The 16946-nt window shown below is 42.2% G+C and carries 16 protein-coding genes; 14 read left to right on the top strand and 2 right to left on the bottom strand.

Annotated elements, in window-relative coordinates:
* The first annotated feature begins 109 nt into the window (after positions 1 to 109).
* Genes F931_RS22620 through bfmS form a run of 3 tightly spaced genes read left to right on the top strand, consistent with a single transcriptional unit; the run spans position 110 to position 2687 of the window.
* Positions 110 to 292 carry a hypothetical protein gene (locus F931_RS22620; protein ID WP_031945548.1) on the top strand — a complete coding sequence of 61 codons (183 nt, stop codon included), beginning with the start codon at positions 110 to 112 and terminating at the stop codon, positions 290 to 292.
* Entirely contained in the window at positions 289 to 1005 is a 717-nt protein-coding gene (gene bfmR / locus F931_RS14775; RefSeq protein ID WP_000076440.1) for a response regulator transcription factor BfmR, read from the top strand. The genes F931_RS22620 and bfmR overlap by 4 nt, the downstream gene beginning before the upstream one ends.
* A gap of 32 nt (positions 1006 to 1037) precedes the next feature.
* On the top strand, positions 1038 to 2687 hold the full coding sequence (gene bfmS, locus F931_RS14770) for a sensor histidine kinase BfmS (RefSeq protein ID WP_016142095.1): 1650 nt from the start codon (positions 1038 to 1040) through the stop codon (positions 2685 to 2687).
* Between the two features lie 21 nt (positions 2688 to 2708).
* Here the strand turns inward: bfmS and F931_RS14765 are convergent, their stop codons facing one another.
* Together F931_RS14765 and F931_RS14760 are read right to left on the bottom strand one after the other, a co-directional pair.
* A complete protein-coding gene (locus F931_RS14765; protein ID WP_016142094.1) occupies positions 2709 to 3062 on the bottom strand; it encodes a hypothetical protein in 354 nt (117 codons plus the stop codon).
* A gap of 92 nt (positions 3063 to 3154) precedes the next feature.
* Positions 3155 to 4573: a sensor domain-containing diguanylate cyclase gene (locus F931_RS14760; RefSeq protein WP_016142093.1), complete on the bottom strand. Its 1419-nt coding sequence runs from the start codon at positions 4571 to 4573 to the stop codon at positions 3155 to 3157.
* 425 nt (positions 4574 to 4998) lie between these two features.
* On the opposite strand from F931_RS14760, the gene ndhC reads away from it, so the two are divergent.
* The 11 genes from ndhC (at position 4999) to nuoL (ending at position 16946) form a co-directional block, all read left to right on the top strand.
* Positions 4999 to 5550: an NADH-quinone oxidoreductase subunit A gene (gene ndhC / locus F931_RS14755; RefSeq protein WP_003653481.1), complete on the top strand. Its 552-nt coding sequence runs from the start codon at positions 4999 to 5001 to the stop codon at positions 5548 to 5550.
* A 6-nt stretch (positions 5551 to 5556) separates the two neighbouring features.
* Positions 5557 to 6234, top strand: coding sequence for a NuoB/complex I 20 kDa subunit family protein (gene nuoB / locus F931_RS14750; RefSeq protein WP_002050353.1), 678 nt, complete (start codon positions 5557 to 5559; stop codon positions 6232 to 6234).
* A gap of 84 nt (positions 6235 to 6318) precedes the next feature.
* A complete protein-coding gene (nuoC, locus tag F931_RS14745; protein WP_002120052.1) occupies positions 6319 to 8106 on the top strand; it encodes an NADH-quinone oxidoreductase subunit C/D in 1788 nt (595 codons plus the stop codon).
* Between the two features lie 13 nt (positions 8107 to 8119).
* Complete coding sequence (gene nuoE, locus F931_RS14740) at positions 8120 to 8629, top strand: NADH-quinone oxidoreductase subunit NuoE (protein WP_003653477.1); 510 nt, start codon at positions 8120 to 8122, stop codon at positions 8627 to 8629.
* Positions 8626 to 9957: an NADH-quinone oxidoreductase subunit NuoF gene (gene nuoF / locus F931_RS14735; RefSeq protein ID WP_002120030.1), complete on the top strand. Its 1332-nt coding sequence runs from the start codon at positions 8626 to 8628 to the stop codon at positions 9955 to 9957. Before nuoE ends, nuoF begins: the two co-directional genes overlap by 4 nt.
* A gap of 11 nt (positions 9958 to 9968) precedes the next feature.
* Entirely contained in the window at positions 9969 to 12653 is a 2685-nt protein-coding gene (nuoG, locus tag F931_RS14730) for an NADH-quinone oxidoreductase subunit NuoG (protein WP_016142092.1), read from the top strand.
* A 3-nt stretch (positions 12654 to 12656) separates the two neighbouring features.
* The gene (gene nuoH / locus F931_RS14725; RefSeq protein ID WP_004703499.1) at positions 12657 to 13673 is read left to right on the top strand and encodes an NADH-quinone oxidoreductase subunit NuoH; all 1017 of its coding nucleotides are present in this window, start codon (positions 12657 to 12659) and stop codon (positions 13671 to 13673) included.
* 18 nt (positions 13674 to 13691) lie between these two features.
* Positions 13692 to 14234: an NADH-quinone oxidoreductase subunit NuoI gene (gene nuoI, locus F931_RS14720; protein ID WP_002120012.1), complete on the top strand. Its 543-nt coding sequence runs from the start codon at positions 13692 to 13694 to the stop codon at positions 14232 to 14234.
* Positions 14234 to 14752, top strand: coding sequence for an NADH-quinone oxidoreductase subunit J (gene nuoJ, locus F931_RS14715; protein ID WP_014205902.1), 519 nt, complete (start codon positions 14234 to 14236; stop codon positions 14750 to 14752). Before nuoI ends, nuoJ begins: the two co-directional genes overlap by 1 nt.
* Entirely contained in the window at positions 14752 to 15060 is a 309-nt protein-coding gene (gene nuoK / locus F931_RS14710; protein ID WP_000529822.1) for an NADH-quinone oxidoreductase subunit NuoK, read from the top strand. The genes nuoJ and nuoK overlap by 1 nt, the downstream gene beginning before the upstream one ends.
* The gene (gene nuoL, locus F931_RS14705) at positions 15057 to 16946 is read left to right on the top strand and encodes an NADH-quinone oxidoreductase subunit L (RefSeq protein ID WP_016142091.1); all 1890 of its coding nucleotides are present in this window, start codon (positions 15057 to 15059) and stop codon (positions 16944 to 16946) included. The genes nuoK and nuoL overlap by 4 nt, the downstream gene beginning before the upstream one ends.

Raw genomic sequence — 16946 nt, 5'->3', positions numbered from 1 at the left:
CTCAAAAAACAAACACTTAAATAAATTTAAACTAAACAGAGAAATAATTTGTTTAATATTCATACATTGGGAATATGAATAGAATATGAAATTTAATAACAATAAATAAATCTTAAAAACACGTGAAAATTCAAAGGCTAATAAAATGCAACAAAATACGATTGTCATGTATCAGTTTGGTGAACGCCTACTTGTTTACAATGTAAACGTGTGTATATTGCAAATGATAAACGAATGTATCTGCAAGATTTTTAAGATGCATGAAACGAGATTTATAGGGGCAATGATATGAGCCAAGAAGAAAAGTTACCAAAGATTCTGATCGTTGAAGATGATGAGCGCTTAGCGCGTTTAACTCAAGAATATTTAATTCGCAACGGTTTAGAAGTTGGTGTAGAAACTGATGGTAACCGTGCAATTCGTCGTATTATCAGTGAACAACCAGACCTAGTGGTCTTGGATGTCATGTTGCCCGGTGCCGATGGCTTAACTGTTTGCCGTGAAGTTCGTCCACATTACCATCAACCGATTCTTATGTTGACTGCACGTACAGAAGATATGGATCAGGTACTTGGTTTAGAAATGGGCGCAGATGACTATGTTGCTAAACCGGTTCAACCACGTGTTCTTTTAGCGCGTATCCGTGCACTCTTACGTCGCACCGACAAAACTGTAGAAGATGAAGTTGCACAGCGTATCGAGTTTGATGACCTTGTCATCGACAATGGCGGTCGTTCTGTAACGCTAAATGGTGAACTTGTTGACTTCACTAGCGCAGAATATGACCTATTATGGTTGCTTGCATCAAATGCTGGTCGTATCTTATCGCGTGAAGATATCTTCGAACGTTTACGTGGTATCGAATACGATGGTCAGGACCGTTCAATCGATGTCCGTATTTCACGTATTCGTCCAAAAATTGGCGATGATCCTGAAAATCCAAAGCGTATTAAAACAGTACGTAGTAAAGGTTACTTGTTCGTTAAAGAAACCAACGGGTTATAAGGTCGGAATAAACTTCCTATAAGGTTGATCGAGTGTTTAAACACAGTATATTCCTGCGAATTTATGCGGGACTGGTAATTCTTGTTGTTTTGGTTGCTGTATTTGGTTATTTGCTTGTACAAATCATCAATTATCAACGGGCACAAGAATACCGAGAATCTTTAACTGATGGTATTTCTTATGTCATTAGTGAAGGGGTGGCTCGACAACCGGGGAAGCAACAGAAAATAGACTGGGTTTCAGACGCATCAGATTTATTGGAACTTCCAATTTACTATACTGATGCAAGCAAAGTTGAGTTATCTCGTACCGAGAAAAAACGAATTGAAGCTCAAAAGTCTGTTGTTCGTTACGATGCCAGTAATAGTATTGCGTATATCATTATTGGCTTGCGTGACGACCCACAACATTATCTATCTATAAAAGTCGACAAGATTAGTGAGCGCCAAATGAAGGCTCTCCCTATTTTTGTACTTGATTATTTAATGTTTTATCCGGGGCAAGAACAAGAATATCTTGCCAAGATTCAAAAACATTTCTCTTATCCAATTAATATCTACAATATTCAAGACGTTAATTTGGACTCTGAGCAAATTGGTCGTTTACGCCAAGATCAAAGCGTCATGTTGTATAAAGACAGTGCAACAGTTCGCGGTACAACCATTTCAATCGTATCTCCAATTCCGAATCATCCTACACAGGTTCTCGTGCTTGGACCGGTGCCGATGTTTAACTGGATGCCTTTGCAGCTTTCAGCAGGGATTACCTTATTTAGCTTATTCTTGTTGAGTCTAGGCGTTTATGGGTTGATCTTGCCGCTAGAGCGTAAAATTCGCCAAGTGCGTTATGCATTAAACCGGATGAAGTCTGGTGATTTGTCATTGCGTGTTCCTATTGAAGGAAGTGACGAAATGGCAAACTTGGCATCAAGTTATAACAACATGTCTGATCATATTCAGCGTTTAATTGAAGCTCAGCGTGAGTTAATGAGGGCAGTATCTCATGAGCTTAGAACGCCTGTGGCTCGTATTCGCTTTGGTACAGAAATGTTGGCTGAAGAAGATGATTACAATCATCGTATGCATCAGGTCGATATGATTGATAAAGATATTGAAGCACTCAATACTTTAATTGATGAAATCATGACTTATGCAAAACTAGAGCAGGGTACACCTTCACTAGATTTCGATGAAATTACTTTATTTGATGTGTTGGATCAGGTTGCTGTCGAAACTGAAGCTTTAAAAACGCAAAAAGAAATTGAACTGGTTGCTCCTCCTCTTTATGTAAAAGTAGATGCAGAGCGTCGTTATTTACATCGTGTTGTTCAAAACTTGGTAGGTAACGCGGTTCGTTATTGCGATAATAAAGTTCGAATTACTGGTGGCATTCATAGCGATGGCATGGCCTTTGTGTGTGTTGAAGATGATGGTGCCGGTATTCCTGAACAAGACCGTCAAAGAGTATTTGAAGCTTTTGCCCGTCTAGATGATAGCCGTACGCGTGCGTCGGGTGGTTATGGTTTGGGATTGTCTATTGTAAGTCGTATTGCGTATTGGTTTGGTGGTGAAATTAAAGTCGATGAAAGCCCAAGCTTGGGTGGCGCTCGCTTTATTATGACATGGCCAGCAAAACGCTTTAAACAGCCTCCTTTAAAAGCCAATAAAAAAGCACCTTCATAAGGTGCTTTTTTATTGAGCTATTTATAGTCGAGTTGCATCTGGTTCCAAAATAGGTTTTCCGCTTCTTAAGCTGGTTAACGCATCGGAATTAAAGTCGATCAGTAACGAATTATTCTTTGCATCAATCTGGTATTTTTGAATAAGAGGTTGGTCTCCATTAATTGTTTCTATTTTATATTCATCGGCAATATGCAAAATACCTTCTAGGTTTGTTGTAGTTGATGCAAAATCCTGTCTAAATATTTCATAGACATCCCGCAAGTCAAAAATTGCATTATTAGCATCTGGATGTTTGTGAATATAGCTTTCTATATGTCGCACAAGTAGCTGTGCAAACAAGTAGTAATTTGGTTTGTGCGTATATTCTAGAGTCATGCATTTTTCTCCTTATTATCTGTTATTAGCATACATGGCAAAACACAGCTTATTGTATAAAATTCATTACACTAGATGATGAAATGAAAAAATTATAAAGAGATAAACACCCGATTACGTCCTTGGTGTTTTGCTTGATATAAAGCGTCATCTGCTTCTTTAAACAAACTCTCAATCGCTCTATGGGACGATGGGGAATATAAACTTATACCAATACTCACCTGTATGAAAATGGGTAATTTGCCATAAATATAAATAGGTTGCTGGCTAATTTTAATTCGGATTTGTTCTGCCAGTTCAAAAGCACTTTCCTTGCTTGTATCTGCAATAAAAATGGCAAATTCTTCACCGCCCAAGCGGCCCAACAAATCATGAGGATGCAAAATATTTTGAATTGTGGTGACACAAGTCTGTAGCGCCCGATCACCGATTTGATGACCGTAGTTGTCGTTGACTTGTTTGAAATGGTCGACATCCAACATGAAAAAAGCTGAGGTTTTATTTTCTTTTTGTACCTTTTCTTGAAGTAATCTGACCGACTGTAAAAACTGGCGTCGTGTAAGACTAGAGGTCAGCTCGTCATGTGCAATTGCATGTTGAAGCTTCTGAATTAATTCTGAATGTAAAACACTGATACTTGAAACTGTCAGAGGGGCAATCGTCATCATGATTAACCCTATACGAATTGAGATCGTATTGCTGAAATACTCATTCGGGTAGAGCAAAAGGTAATGTCCGGAAACATGATAAATAATATAGGCGCTGGTGAGGCTCGTAATGAGTGCGACAACAATAGGTTTATATCGAATAGCGCACCAGATGAGCGCAGCAATGGGGTAGAGTAGCGAACCGGGACCAGAGTCATAATAACTGGCTGCGATGGAAATCAGAACAGCCCCAAAAGGTAAAAGGTCGGTTGCCTGTAACCCACGACTTCTCGAAAAGTAATGCTTTACCTGACTATATTGAGGTAGGTTCAATATGATGGGTAAAAGAAGCAAGGCATTTTGCAATTCAGAAGTGAACCAATAACCGAATTCATCCAACAAGCCTCCCAGCATAAATTTAGTATTAAACATAGGCACGAAAGTTGCTGCGAATAATCCACCTACTACGCTACCGACTCCGCATAGAGCAAATAAAAAGAGGTAAGAATAGCCTCGGTAGGCTGCTTTAATATGCTGATTAAAAAACATATAGAGCGCAAACGTAGTAACAACATAAAGAAAATTTGAAGTTGTTAAAACGAGTGTGAGAGCAAAGGGCGTGCCTTGAAATAGATCGGCAATAACATAGCCGCTATATGCACCTAAAAATGCGCTTAGTCGACGTGTGTTCGGGAAGCGAATGAGCAAGCCAAGTAAAACCGAGTTGGCAGGCCAAAAAAACGCGAGAAAACTTAAAGGGCGAGATGCGATGCCAATGAAACAACATACTGCAATAATGATGCTAAACAGGAGAAAATATTTAAAAAAGGAGAAAGGTGAAAATTCACGAAGTGAGTATGGCATCAGCTGCCCTTAATGATAAATACTCTTATCTAAGAGTAATAAAATATTATGCATGATTAAACATTCATCATAATTCAGAGGAGAAGTTGAATACAATAAAAAACAAACTAATATTATAAAAAAGTAAGTTATTAAAACTTAATAGTCGATGAACTGTGTAAATATTCTAAAATTAAAAAATGAAAAAAATCATCATAAATAAAGAAACTATTAAATAAACCGATTATGTGCGGTGAAACCCCCCTTACAACACATAGATGAATAGTTTTGTTGGGAAAATCATCCGAAAGACTAAGACGCTTCAACTAGCATGGGAAATTAGAAATCAGGTACAATTGGCGGGATTAATTTTGTGTTTGGTGTATTTGAAGGCCAATACATACATTCTTTGTTAAATAAATAGGCCTGCCAGGAGTTATCCCCGCATGAGTGCCATTACTCCATACGACTGGGCGATTATCGCCTTCGTGATCGGCGTTACATTTCTTTGCGTCTTTATGCTCACAGTTCCCTTACTTCTCGGGGGAAAATCGTGGGGACGTGCTAAGCAAGAGCAGTTTGAATCAGGTGTCGTGAGTGCTGGTGGCGCTCGCATTCGCCTGTCTGCAAAGTTTTATTTAGTCGCAATTTTCTTTGTTGTCTTCGACTTAGAGGCTCTTTACCTCTATGCATGGTCTACTTCTGTGCGTGAAGTAGGGTGGTTGGGATATACCACTGTTGTGATCTTTGTCGTTGATTTATTGATTGCGCTTGTTTATGCCTTCTCTGTAGGTGCTCTAAGTTGGTCGCCAGCAGATCGCCGTAAATCAGCAGGTGAGGCGATTAAAATCGGTTCACCAACAATGAACATTGCTGAAATTACACGCTTTAATTCTATTGAAGAGCTCGTAACTGACCCTACAGGCCAGATTCCAGCTCAATCATCAGGTCGTGTTAAGTCAAAAACTACACCTGCATTGTCATCTGAAAAGGAGTAAGTCGGGATGAAATATACTCTGACCCGCGCGAATCCGGATGCTGATCAATACCCATTGCAAGAACGTCAAATTGTGACGGATCCGCTTGAAGAGGAAGTGAATAAAAACGTATTCATGACTCGTTTAGAGGATGTCTTGCATACAGCAGTAAACTGGGGACGTAAAAACTCCTTGTGGCCATTTAACTTTGGTACCTCATGTTGTTACGTCGAATATGCAACGACCTTAACAGGTGTGCATGACTTGTCACGTTTCGGTGCAGAGGTTATCCGTGCTTCACCTCGTCAGGCTGACTTGATGATTGTTGCAGGGACCTGTTTCGTAAAAATGGCTCCAGTTATTCAGCGTCTTTATGAACAGATGTTAGAGCCTAAATGGGTCATTTCGATGGGTGCTTGTGCAAACTCTGGAGGTATGTACGACATCTATTCAGTAGTACAAGGTGTAGACAAAATTATTCCTGTTGACGTGTACGTCCCAGGTTGTCCGCCTCGTCCTGAAGCATTAATTCAAGCTTTAATGCTTTTACAAGACCAGATTCAATTAGAGCGACGCCCGCTTTCTGCCGTGATCGGTGATGATCTTCAGCCAGTGTATAAGCCAAAGATGATGCCAGAACGTGACCGTAAGAATGCACAGCGTATTGCCGTTAAAAACTTACGCTCTATGGATGAGATTAAATAATTTTTTGACGGTGCTTTGACATATCTAACTGATATGTTCATCGAGAAAATTGACAGAATTTGTATTAAATAGGAAGCCAAGCCAATGGCTGAAACTGACATTGCTATGCCAGAGTCAACAGCAGTTGATTCACGCCCAGCATTTGCAATCGTAGAAGAGCTCAAAACCAAATTTGGTGAGAACTTTTACGTGCAGGCGACTTTTGAAGAGTTTCCAACAGTCTGGGTTGAGCGCGCACGCGTGCAAGAAGTCCTTATGTTCCTACGTAAAGTGGAACGTCCGTATGTAATGCTATTTGACTTATCTGCGATGGATGAACGTTTACGTGTTCATCGTGATGGTTTACCAGCATCTGACTTCACTGTGTTCTATCATTTATTATCGCTTGAGCGTAATAGTGACATTCGTATCAAGGTTGCCTTGAACGAAAATGATCTTAACATTCCGACAGCGACAAATATCTGGCCAAATGCCAACTGGTATGAACGTGAAGCTTACGATATGTTTGGTATCAATTTCGAAGGGCATCCAATGCTCCGTCGTATTTTGTTGCCAACGTATTGGGAAGGTCATCCGCTTCGCAAAGAATACTCAGCACGTGCGACAGAATATACGCCGTACATGCAAGACAAAGCGAAACAAGACTTTGAACAAGAGCACTTACGTTTTGTGCCGGAAGACTGGGGTCTTAAGCGTGGTAACGCTGATGAAGACTTTATGTTCTTGAACTTGGGTCCTAACCATCCATCTGCACATGGTGCGTTCCGTGTTGTATTGCAGTTAGATGGCGAAGAAGTGAAGGACTGTGTACCTGATATCGGTTATCACCACCGTGGTGTGGAAAAGATGGCTGAACGTCAAACATGGCATTCTTTCATTCCTTATACTGACCGTGTTGACTACTTAGGTGGTTGTGCTCAAAACATGCCGTATGTGATGGCTGTCGAGCAAATGGCTGGTATTAAAGTTCCTGAACGTGCGCAAGTGATTCGTGTTATGTTGAACGAATTGTTCCGTATCAATAACCACTTATTATTCTGTGGTACGGCAATTCAGGATGCCGGTGGTATGACACCAGTATTCTATATGTTCGCAGACCGTCAAAAAGTTTACGACATTGTTGAAGCAATCACGGGTTACCGTATGCATCCAGCATGGTTCCGTATTGGCGGTACAGCACACGATCTTCCAAACAACTGGCAAAAGCTTGTTAAAGAATTGCTAGAGTGGATGCCTAAACGCTTAAACGAATACTACACAGCAGCATTGAAAAACTCTGTGTTTATTGGTCGTACGCGTAATGTTGCACAATACGATGCCAAATCTGCACTCGCATGGGGTGTAACTGGTACTGGTTTACGCGCAACAGGTATCGATTTTGACGTACGTAAATATCGTCCATACAGCGGCTATGAAAACTTCGATTTTGATGTGCCGGTTGAGTATGAAGGCGATGCTTATGCACGTGTGCTTGTTCACTTCCGTGAAATTACCGAGTCGCTAAAAATTATTCAACAGTGCTTGGATAACATGCCTTCTGGTCCATACAAAGCGGATCATCCATTGGCTGTTCCACCACCGAAAGATAAGACATTACAAGATATTGAAACCTTGATTACGCACTTCTTGAGCGTTTCATGGGGTCCTGTCATGCCAGCGGGCGAGTCATCATTTATGACTGAAGTGGTTAAAGGTGCAAGTACTTACTACTTGACTTCAGATAAAGCGACCATGAGTTATCGTACTCGTATTCGTACACCGACGTTTACTCACTTACAGCAAATGCCGTCTGTGATTAACGGAAGTTTAGTATCTGACTTAATCATTTATCTGGCGACCATTGACGTGGTTATGGCTGACGTGGATCGCTAAGAGGTAACACATAATGATGATTTTGACTGATAAAAAACCACGTGTGAATGTTGAAGGGATTTTGACTGCAGAAGAAATCCACGATATCGAACATCACATTGGTCACTATCCATACCCTCGTGCAGCCTCTTTGGATGCATTGAAATGCGTACAGCGCCGTAATGGTTGGGTAGATGACGCTCAGATGAATGCTATCGCACAGTTGTTGTCGATGAGCGTTGCTGATCTGGAAGGTGTTGCAACATTTTACAACCGTATCTATCGCCATCCGGTAGGTCGTCACGTGATTTTGCTTTGTGACTCAATTGCTTGCTTCTTGATGGGTGCAGAAACACTTGCTGAAGCATTCCAGCGCGAATTAGGAATTCAGTATGGTCAAACGACGCCAGATGGTCGTTTTACGCTGCTTCCGATTTGCTGCCTAGGCAACTGCGACAAAGGCCCAACTTTAATGATTGATGAAGATACTCACGGTTTAGTCGAAGTGACATCAATTAAACAGTTATTGGAGAAGTATGTATGAATACTGAACCAAAACCAATTTATGGCGACGGTAATCCGGAAACTCATCCGCTCACTTGGCGTTTAAGCAAACAAGAAGCGGTACGTAGTGCTGATGATTACGAAGCACTTGAAGGTTATGCAGGCTTTAAAAAAGCATTAGGCATGAAACCTGCTGAAGTGTTAGACGTCATTAAAGCTGCAACTGTAAAAGGTCGTGGTGGTGCGGGTTTCCCAGCGGGTATTAAATGGTCATTGATGGCACCAAATGATGGTGGTCCACGTTACTTGATCTGTAATGCCGACGAAATGGAACCGGGTACCTTTAAAGACCGTTTGTTGATGGAAAAACTTCCACATCAATTGATCGAAGGCATGTTAATTGCGGGTTATACCTTAGAAGCAACACAAGGTTATATCTTTATCCGTGGTGAATACATCGAGGCTGCTCAATATCTAAATGAAGCGTTAGAACAGATTCGTGCTAAAGGTTATTTAGGCGAAAACATCTTAGGTTCTGGCTGGAATTTTGATCTGCATGTACATACGGGTGCAGGGCGTTATATCTGTGGTGAAGAAACTGCATTGATTAACTCGCTTGAAGGCCGTCGTGCTAACCCTCGTACTAAGCCACCATTCCCGCAAGTTGCAGGGGCATGGGGCCGTCCGACGATTGTGAACAACGTTGAAACTTATAACAACTTGCCAGCAATTATGCTTCGTGGACCAGAGTGGTATATCGGTTTATCAGCTGGTAAATCAAAAGATCCAGGCACTAAAATTTATGGTGCATCGGGTAAAGTTAAATTCCCAGGTCTTTGGGAATTGCCGTTTGGTACAACTGCACGTGAAGTCATTGAAGATCATGCAGGTGGTATGCGTGAGGGCTTAAAGCTCAAAGCATGGTTGCCAGGTGGTGCTTCAACTGACTTTTTACCAGCAGATACCATTGATTTACCAATGGATGCGGACACGATTATGAAAGCAGGTTCTCGTTTGGGAACATGTTTGTTAATGGTGGTAGACGAAACTCAATGTATGGTATCGCTCACTCGTAACTTAGAAGAGTTCTTTGCGCGTGAATCATGTGGTTTCTGTACACCGTGCCGTGATGGTTTGCCATGGGCTGTTAAAGCGCTTAAAGCACTTGAAGCAGGCGAAGGTAAGAAAGAAGATATCGACCATTTACAAGAACTAACTCGTAAATTATGGATTGGTAAAACTTTCTGTGCTCACGCACCAGGTGCGATGGAGCCGCTTATGGGCGCACTCAAACATTTCCGTGGTGAGTTTGAAGCGAAAGTGACGAATCGTCCTGTCGTGCAAACCAGCAACGTAGAACAAGCTTAAGGAATTCGACTATGGCTACAATTCATGTCGATGGAAAATCGTATGAAGTCAACGGCTCGGAAAACTTGCTACAAGCATGTTTGAGTCTGGGCATCGACATCCCATATTTTTGTTGGCATCCATCCTTAGGTTCGGTTGGTTCTTGCCGTCAATGTGCTGTTACGCAATATGCGAATCCAGAAGATACGCGTGGTCGTTTGGTCATGTCTTGTATGACACCAGCATCTGACAATACCTATATCTCAATTGAAGACAAAGAAGCAACGGATTTCCGTGCATCTATTGTTGAATTTTTGATGACCAACCACCCGCACGACTGTCCAGTTTGTGAAGAGGGTGGTCACTGTCATTTACAAGATATGACTGTAATGACAGGTCATGACCGTCGTCGCTATCGTTTTACAAAACGTACGCATTACAACCAAGAACTCGGCTCATTCATTGCGCATGAAATGAACCGCTGTATTGCTTGTTACCGTTGTGTTCGTTACTACAAAGACTATGCAGGCGGTACAGATTTTGGTGTCTATGCCAATGCATCTCGTGTTTACTTTGGCCGTCCAGAATCAGGTACTTTAGAGTCTGAATTCTCTGGTAACTTGACTGAAGTATGTCCAACAGGTGTATTCACTGATAAGACTCATTCAGAGCGTTATAACCGTAAGTGGGACATGCAGTATGCACCAAGCGTGTGTCAAGGCTGTTCTTCTGGCTGTAACATTTCTCCGGGTGAACGCTATGGTGAAATTCGTCGTGTAGAAAACCGTTTTAATGGTTCGGTTAACCAATACTTCCTTTGTGACAAAGGTCGTTTTGGCACAGGTTATGTCAACCGTGCAGACCGTCCACGTCAGCCTCAGTTCCGTAATGGCGAAACTGTTGCAACTGTTTCTGTCGATCAAGCTCTCGATCAAGCGATTGCGAAGCTTCAAGGCAAAAAAGTTTTGGGTATTGGTTCTCCTCGCGCAAGCTTGGAATCAAACTACGCATTACGTGAGCTTGTAGGTCAGGCAAATTACTCAACTGGTATTGCACAAAAAGAGCAAAAGCTTGTTGAACTTGCTGCATCTATCATGCAAACCGAGGGTATTTACAACCCGAACATGCGTGAAATTGAAAGCTATGATGCTGTTCTGATCTTAGGTGAAGACTTAACTCAAACTGCACCTCGCATGGCATTGTCTGTTCGCCAAGCTGCGAAAAACAAAGCACGCGAAATGGCTGCAAAAACACGTACACCAGATTGGTTGGCTGAGCCGGTACAACGTATTGGTCAAGAAGCAAAATCTCCGGTTTACATTTTAGCTGCAACTCAAACTCGTCTTGCTGACATTGCAACTGGTGAAGTGGTTGCTTCTCCAAATGACATCGCGCGTTTAGGCTTTGCAGTTGCTGCGGCAGTGAGTGGTGAAGTTGTAAGTGGTTTAGATGAAGATGCAAAAGCATTTGCTCAAACCATTGCTGACACTCTAAAAGCAGCAAACAAACCATTAATTATTGCGGGTACAAGCTTGCAAGATGCTTCTATTATGGAAGCTGCTGCACAGTTAACTCAGAACTTAGGTTCTAAAGCTGGTTTAAGTCTTGTAGTTCCTGAAGTGAACTCTATGGGCTTGGCATTGTTTGGTGGTTTAAGCCTTGAACAAGCATTTGCTCAAGACTACGACACACTGGTTATTGTTGAAAATGACTTGTTCCGTCGTTTACCTGCTGCACAAGTAAAAGCTGCATTAGATAAAGCTGAAACAGTAATTGTGCTTGATCACAGTGAAACTGAAACTGTGAAACAGGCTGATATCGTTCTTTCAGCAGCAAGCTTTGCAGAGGGTGATGGTACTGTTGTAAGCCAAGAAGGTCGTGCACAGCGCTTCTATCAAGTTTACGATCCAAGTTACTACAAACCTGAATACGCAATTAAAGAATCATGGCGTTGGCTACATGCCATTGAAACTGGCATTAAAGGTAAAGCTGTAGATTGGACATTGCTTGACGATGTAATTGAAAGCATCGTGAAAAATGTACCAGTACTCGAAGCTATCCAAGATGTAGCACCTGATGCAGGTTACCGTGTACATGGCTTGAAAATCGCGCGTGAACCACGTCGTTATTCGGGTCGTACAGCGATGCGTGCGCCGTTATCGGTTCATGAGCCTAAACAGCCTACCGATCCAGATTCAGCATTAACATTCTCAATGGAAGGTTATGTTGGTCCGCAAAAAGCATCATCATTAGTACCATTTGCATGGGCTCCGGGTTGGAACTCTCCACAATCTTGGAACAAATACCAAGATGAAGTCGGTGGTCACTTAAAAGGTGGTGATTCGGGTGTTCGTTTATTCGATCGCTTGGCAAAACGCCCTGCACGTAGCTATGTTGCTCCAGTGCCGGTTGTTGCAAACCCTGAAAGTTTCCGCTTAGTACCAATGCATCATATTTTTGGTTCTGGTGAATTCACGATTAAAACACCTGCAATGGAAACTCGTATTCCTGAAGCTGTGTTTGCAGTGGGCGAACAAGATGCAACTCGTTTGAACCTTCAAGAAGGTCAACGCATTACGGTAAAAGCAGGCGAAACGACTGTGAGCTTGCCGGTACAAGTAATTGAATATTTACCTACAGGTTATATTGGTTACCCAGTTGGTTTAGCACCAATGGTGTCACTAGCTGAGCCTGTTTCAGTGGCTTTAGGAGTGTAATTCATGAATCAAGAAATTATACGTCAAACGCCACTTTGGGCTGAGAACTGGCCAATCGCCTACGCTGTAGTTCAAGCAGTTGTGATTTTGCTTGTTGTAGTTTTAGTTGCAGCGTTGATGTCTTTTATTGAGCGTCGTTTACTTGCTTGGTGGCAAGACCGTTATGGTCCAAACCGTGTTGGTCCTGGTGGTATGTTCCAGATCGTTGCCGACATGCTCAAGATCATGTTCAAAGAAGACTGGACACCAAAATTTGCTGACAAACTTACATTCCGTTTAGCACCAGCTGTTGCAATGGCAACAGCGGTTCTTTCATTCATGGTAATCCCGGTGAGTCCTTCACTGGGGGTTGCCGACATGAGTATCGGTTTGCTGTTCTTTATGGCAATGGCTGGTATTGCTGTCTATGCAGTATTGTTTGGTGGCTGGGCTTCAAATAACAAATACTCATTGCTTGGTGGTTTACGTTCGGCTGCTCAAACCATTTCTTATGAAGTGTTCTTGGGTATTTCATTGATGGGTGTGGTTGCAATTGCAGGCTCATTTAATCTTCGTGAAATTGTTGAAGCACAACGTGATGTTTGGTTTGTTATTCCACAATTCTTAGGTTTCTTGATTTTTGTGGTTGCTGGTGTTGCGGTAACTCACCGTCATCCATTTGACCAACCAGAAGCAGAACAAGAATTGGCTGAAGGTTACCATGTTGAATATGGTGGTATGAAATGGGGTATGTTCTTCGTTGCTGAATATGTCAACGTAGTACTGATCTCTGCATTGATCGTGACTTTATTCTTCGGTGGCTGGTTAGCACCATTCAATTTAGAAATTCCATTTGTTCCGCCAGTATTCTGGTTTGTGATTAAAACAGCATTCTTTGTAATGATGTTTGTATTGGCACGTGGTTCTTTAATGCGTCCACGTTATGACCAAGTCATGAACTTTGGTTGGAAAATTTGTTTGCCATTGGCGTTGGTCAACTTGTTAGTGACTGGTGCTGTGATTCTGATGAATCAGGCCTAGGACAGCAGGGAGTACAAAATGTATAAATTTCTAGCTGGATTCGGATCAATTGTACGTACGTTACTCATGGTATTTAGCCATGCAACACGTAAACGTGACACGATTTTATATCCAGAAGTTCCGGCTGAACAGATTGTGCCGCCACGCTTTCGTGGTCGTATCGTATTAACGCGTGACCCTGATGGGGAAGAGCGTTGCGTAGCATGTAACCTATGTGCGGTTGCATGTCCAGTTGGCTGTATTTCATTACAAAAAGCAGAAACAGAAGATGGTCGTTGGTATCCGGAGTTTTTCCGTATCAACTTCTCACGTTGTATTTTCTGCGGTATGTGTGAAGAAGCATGTCCAACAACTGCGATTCAGCTCACACCAGACTTCGAGTTAGGCGAATACGTACGTCAAGATCTTGTTTATGAGAAAGAAAACTTACTCATTTCAGGTCCGGGCAAATACCCAGACTACAACTTCTACCGTGTAACGGGTATGGCGATTAACGGTAAAGAGAAAGGTCAAGCACAAAAAGAAAGTGCACCAATCGATGTACGGAGTCTATTACCATGATGTGGCCGTTTTATTTGATGGCACTCGTGGCCATCGTTTCTACGGTTCGTGTAGTGACTAACACGAACCCTGTACACGCTTTACTTAGTCTAATTGTTTCATTGCTTGCTGTTGCTGGCATTTTCATGATCGTGGGAGCACCTTTTGCTGGTGCTCTTGAAATCATTGTCTATGCCGGAGCGATTATGGTTCTGTTTGTCTTCGTGGTAATGATGTTGAATTTGGGTCAACACACCGTTGAACAAGAACGTAAATGGCTTTCTTCAGATGCTTGGGCATATCCAGCACTCATGAGTTTCTTGCTCGGCTTGCTTTTAGTTTGGATGCTTGGTGGTGAATACACTACTATTTCAGCACCGCTTGGGGCACAAGTGATTGGACCAAAAGTCGTTGGTCAAGCACTCTTTACTCACTATTTATTATTGGTTGAAGTTGCCGCGATGTTATTGCTAGCAGCCCTTGTTGCAGCATACCACTTAGGTAAACGTGAACCAGGTGCAGAAGAGGAAAAAGAATAATGGGCCAGATTCCTTTAGAACATGGTTTGATTGTTGCAACCATCCTTTTTGCACTCGGTTTTTACGGTGTAATGGTGCGACGCAACCTATTATTTATGTTAATGAGCCTTGAGATCATGATGAATGCTGCAGCATTGGCATTTGTTCTTGCGGGTAGCGTATGGGCACAACCAGATGGACAAGTAATGTTCATCCTGATTTTGACCCTTGCAGCAGCAGAGGCATGTATCGGTCTTGCGATTGTCCTTCAGTTCTATCATCGCTTCCATCATTTGGATGTGGATGCTGCTAGTGAGATGCGCGGATGAGTTATTTATATCTAACAGTATTATTTCCGCTAATCGGTTTTATTTTATTGGCGGCGGGACGAGACAAACTCTCTGAAAACGTTGCAGCAGTTATTGGTGTAGGTTCTGTAGGTTTATCTGCATTATTTGCACTCATTGCTGGAATGGCATTTACCACGAGTGGTCAGCAAGTTTTTGTTCAAAACTTGTGGACATGGTTCAATGTTGGCGGTTTTGCCCCTGGCATTAGCTTACATCTAGATGGCTTATCTTTACTCATGATGGGCATGATTACGGGTGTTGGTTTCTTAATCCACATCTTTGCGTCATGGTACATGCGTGGTGAAGAAGGCTATGCGCGTTTCTTCTCTTATTTCAACCTGTTCGTTGCCAGCATGCTTGTGCTTGTATTGGGTGACAACTTGGCGTTGTTATTCTTGGGTTGGGAAGGCGTAGGTCTTTGCTCTTACTTGCTGATCGGTTTCTATTATGCAAACCCTGCAAATGGTTGGGCAGCGATCAAAGCGTTTACAGTGACTCGTGTTGGTGACGTATTCTTGCTTATTGCTTTATTCTTGCTTTATCAACAACTTGGTACGCTAAATACTCAGTACATCGTTGAACACGCAGCAGAAGTAATGACGAAGAGCTCGTCACTTACCATCTGGACTGCATTAATGTTGTTCTTAGGTGCTGCTGGTAAATCTGCTCAGATTCCATTGCAAACATGGTTGGCAGATGCGATGGCAGGCCCAACACCTGTTTCTGCATTGATCCACGCTGCAACAATGGTAACAGCTGGTGTGTACTTATGCTGTCGTCTATTCAGCGTATTTGAACTTGCTCCTGAAGTGATGCAATTCATTTCAGTAACAGGCGCAGTAACTTTGTTAGTTGCAGGTTTTGCTGCACTCGTTCAAACAGATATCAAACGTATCTTGGCTTACTCAACAATGAGTCAGTTGGGTTATATGTTTATGGCTGTAGGTGCGGAAGCTTATCAAGCTGGCTTGTTCCACATGTTGGCTCACGCATTCTTTAAGGCATTATTATTCTTGTCTTCTGGTGCGGTTATTCTGGCTTACCATCATGAGCAAAACATTTTCAAAATGGGTGGTTTGTTCAAACGTAACAAATTCCTGTTTGCTTGTTTCGCGATTGGTGGCGGTGCATTAGCAGCGATTCCATTCTTGACTATCGGCTTCTTCTCTAAAGATGCGATTCTTGGTGAAGTTTGGGTACAAGGTCAATCAGTTGCCCTATATCACACCTTATATTGGGTGGGTGTAGCAGGTGCATTCCTGACTTCAATCTATACATTCCGTTTAATCTGGGTTGTATTCTTTGGTCAAGAAAACACGCCTTACCATGAAATTAAAGGTGCAACTTACTGGGCTCCATTGGGCATTTTAGCTGTACTGTCTACTTTTGTTGGTGCCGTATTAAAAGCGCCTGTAACTGGTATTCTGAATACTGCAAAAATCCCTGAATTCCATGTGGCTGAACAATTTGTTGAAGGCATGCATGGGGCAGAGCATTTAGCAGTAGGAATTGCACTAGTTGGTCTAGTTGTTGGTATAGCATTATTTACATTTGCTTACGGTGCAGTGAAATCATTTGCTCAAACAAGTTTGGGTTCAGGTTTGGCACATATTTGCCGTACCGCTTTTGGTTTTGATGCGTTGTATGACATCGTTTTTGTTAAACCTTATTTATTCTTCGCCAAAATCTTTGGCCGTGATCCGATTGACGGTTTGTGGTTGGTTCTTCCTGCACTCGTGAAAGGCGGAAACAGTTTTACAAGCTCACGTCAAACAGGTTCATTGCGTGAATACGCATCAAGCATGTCACTCGGTGTAGTGGTGTTATTGATGATCTTGATCGTTATTCAGGTAGTGGGGAAATAA

It is taken from the genome of Acinetobacter pittii ANC 4050 (assembly GCF_000399685.1).
Lineage (GTDB): Bacteria > Pseudomonadota > Gammaproteobacteria > Pseudomonadales > Moraxellaceae > Acinetobacter > Acinetobacter pittii_E.
The sequence above is the reverse complement of the archived record's forward strand: the minus strand, read 5'-3'. Positions and strand labels throughout refer to the sequence as shown.